The 3,174-nt window shown below is 43.1% G+C and carries 2 tRNA genes and 2 rRNA genes (1 of these 4 running past the window's edge); all 4 read right to left on the reverse strand.

Features of this window, described 5'->3' with window-relative positions:
• Positions 1 to 612: ribosomal RNA gene (locus Q0776_RS17670) — 23S ribosomal RNA — on the reverse strand (it extends 2,267 nt beyond the left edge of the window).
• Positions 613 to 750: 138 nt separating this feature from the next.
• Positions 751 to 824 (reverse strand) — tRNA-Ala (locus Q0776_RS17675).
• A gap of 91 nt (positions 825 to 915) precedes the next feature.
• A tRNA-Ile gene (locus Q0776_RS17680) sits at positions 916 to 989 on the reverse strand.
• Between the two features lie 90 nt (positions 990 to 1,079).
• Positions 1,080 to 2,597 (reverse strand): 16S ribosomal RNA (locus Q0776_RS17685).
• Together the 16S and 23S rRNA genes with 2 tRNA genes alongside form the textbook arrangement of a ribosomal RNA operon.
• Positions 2,598 to 3,174 lie beyond the last annotated feature (577 nt).

Here is a 3,174-nt window from a genome sequence, read left to right on the forward strand (position 1 = left end):
TCGTAGGCTCATTATGCAAAAGGCACGCTGTCACACTGTAAAAGTGCTCCAACCGCTTGTAGGCGTACGGTTTCAGGATCTATTTCACTCCCTTACTTAGGGTTCTTTTCACCTTTCCCTCACGGTACTAGTTCACTATCGGTCTCTCAGGAGTATTTAGCCTTACGGGATGGTCCCCGCGAATTCAGACAGGGTTTCACGTGCCCCGCCCTACTCAGGATACCACTATCAATAACTTCGATTACCTATACGGGACTATCACCCTCTATGGTCAGTCTTTCCAAACTGTTCTAATTCTCTTAGCATCGAATATCGTGGTCCTACAACCCCAATTTTGCCGTAACAAAACTGGTTTGGGCTATTGCGCGTTCGCTCGCCACTACTAGCGCAATCACTATTGTTTTCTCTTCCTCCGGTTACTTAGATGTTTCAGTTCACCGGGTTTGCCCCTCTTGCGAGGTGATATGTCTTCAACATACCGGGTTGCCCCATTCGGATATCTGCGGATCATATTGTGTGTGCCAATCCCCGCAGCTTTTCGCAGCTTATCACGTCCTTCATCGCCTCTGAGAGCCTAGGCATCCGCCATACGCCCTTATTTAGCTTTTTATGCTATTTGCTTTTTTATTCTATTTTGTTTTATATATTTCTATATATAGCTTAATAAAAATTACTTTTTATTATATTTTTGATTTTTACGATATCATTTTTTCAATATGTCAATGAACTTGTGGCATTATTATGCCGTTGTGGAGAATATCGGAGTCGAACCGATGACCTCCTGCGTGCAAGGCAGGCGCTCTAGCCAGCTGAGCTAATCCCCCATTCTTTTAGTGATGAGTTATTAGTTTTGAGTTATTAAGTTTAACAACTCCAATTCTCAACTTCTAAAATCCTTCTCTAAGTAAAATTTTGTAGTCCCGGGCAGACTCGAACTGCCGACCCCTACATTATCAGTGTAGTACTCTAACCAGCTGAGCTACGAGACTCTGTAATTCTTTACTTAAATTATATTTTAAAATTGACAGCAATCGAGTAAGAAACAATTCTTCTTCGTAACTTAACATCTCTTTCTCTAGAAAGGAGGTGTTCCAGCCGCACCTTCCGGTACGGCTACCTTGTTACGACTTAGCCCTAGTTACTAGTTTTACCCTAGGCGGCTCCTTGCGGTGACCGACTTCAGGTACCCCCAGCTTCCATGGCTTGACGGGCGGTGTGTACAAGGCCCGGGAACGTATTCACCGCATCATGGCTGATATGCGATTACTAGCGATTCCAGCTTCACGGAGTCGAGTTGCAGACTCCGATCCGAACTGTGATATGGTTTGTAGATTCGCTCCTGATCACTCAGTGGCTGCTCTCTGTCCATACCATTGTAGCACGTGTGTAGCCCAGGACGTAAGGGCCGTGATGATTTGACGTCATCCCCACCTTCCTCGCGGTTTGCACCGGCAGTCTCGTTAGAGTCCCCAACTTTACTTGATGGCAACTAACGACAGGGGTTGCGCTCGTTATAGGACTTAACCTGACACCTCACGGCACGAGCTGACGACAACCATGCAGCACCTTGTAAGTAGTCCGAAGAAATAGCTATCTCTAGCTAATGCAACCTACATTTAAGCCCTGGTAAGGTTCCTCGCGTATCATCGAATTAAACCACATGCTCCACCGCTTGTGCGGGCCCCCGTCAATTCCTTTGAGTTTCAAACTTGCGTTCGTACTCCCCAGGTGGGACACTTATCACTTTCGCTTAGTCACTGAATAAATCCAACAACTAGTGTCCATCGTTTACGGCGTGGACTACCAGGGTATCTAATCCTGTTCGCTCCCCACGCTTTCGTCCATTAGCGTCAGTATATACGTAGTAGACTGCCTTCGCAATCGGTATTCTGTGTAATCTCTAAGCATTTCACCGCTACACTACACATTCTATCTACTTCCATATAACTCAAGACTAACAGTATCAAAGGCAATTCAACAGTTAAGCTGTTGGATTTCACCCCTGACTTATTAGTCCGCCTACGGACCCTTTAAACCCAATGATTCCGGATAACGCTTGCACCCTCCGTATTACCGCGGCTGCTGGCACGGAGTTAGCCGGTGCTTATTCATATAGTACCGTCAGAGCATCACACGTGATGCGGTTTCTTCCTATATAAAAGCAGTTTACAACCCATAGGGCCGTCTTCCTGCACGCGGCATGGCTGGATCAGAGTTGCCTCCATTGTCCAATATTCCTCACTGCTGCCTCCCGTAGGAGTCTGGTCCGTGTCTCAGTACCAGTGTGGGGGATCTCCCTCTCAGGACCCCTATCTATCGTTGCCATGGTAAGCCGTTACCTTACCATCTAGCTAATAGAACGCATAGCCATCTTTTACCGCCGAAACTTTAATTATTAAATGATGCCATTTTATAATACTATGGAGCATTAATCCAAATTTCTCTGGGCTATTCTCCTGTAAAAGGTAGGTTCTATACGCGTTACGCACCCGTGCGCCGGTCGTCATCTAGTGCAAGCACTAATGTTACCCCTCGACTTGCATGTGTTAAGCCTGCCGCTAGCGTTCATCCTGAGCCAGGATCAAACTCTTCATCGTATATATTTTTAATAACGTACGATGCTAATGTTTCTCAAAAGAATTGTCTATGTTTACAACATAGGTTCTTACTCTATTTTACGCTGTCAATTTCAATATTTTCAATGAACTTCTTTGTTGAAATGTTAGAATCGAACTAACTAACCTACTCTTGTTTCGGCCATTCCAAAATCTCTATTTATGAACTTCGCTAATCTCGTTTCCTTGTTAGCGGGTGCAAATGTAAAACCTTTTTTTTTATCTCACAACTAAAATTTTAATTGTTTTTTAAAGTTTTTTATAACACCTAATATCTGAACTTATCACCAACTACCTTTACCCGTTAGCGGCTGCAAATGTAATACCTTTTTTTAATCTCACAAATAATTATTTGTTTATTTTTTAAAAGTTTTTACCACAACTAAATCCCTGAACTTACCACCAACTACCTTTACCCGTTAGCGGCTGCAAATGTAACACCTTTTTTCTCATTTCCAAGACTTTTTAAACCCTTTTTAATTTAATTTTTAACTTAAATCCTTATACTTCTGAAAACCCGTTAATTAAAACTAACAAATACCCTGAATTATTTTATTAA

The sequence above is a fragment of the uncultured Lutibacter sp. genome (genome assembly GCF_947495725.1).
Classification (GTDB): Bacteria; Bacteroidota; Bacteroidia; order Flavobacteriales; family Flavobacteriaceae; genus Lutibacter.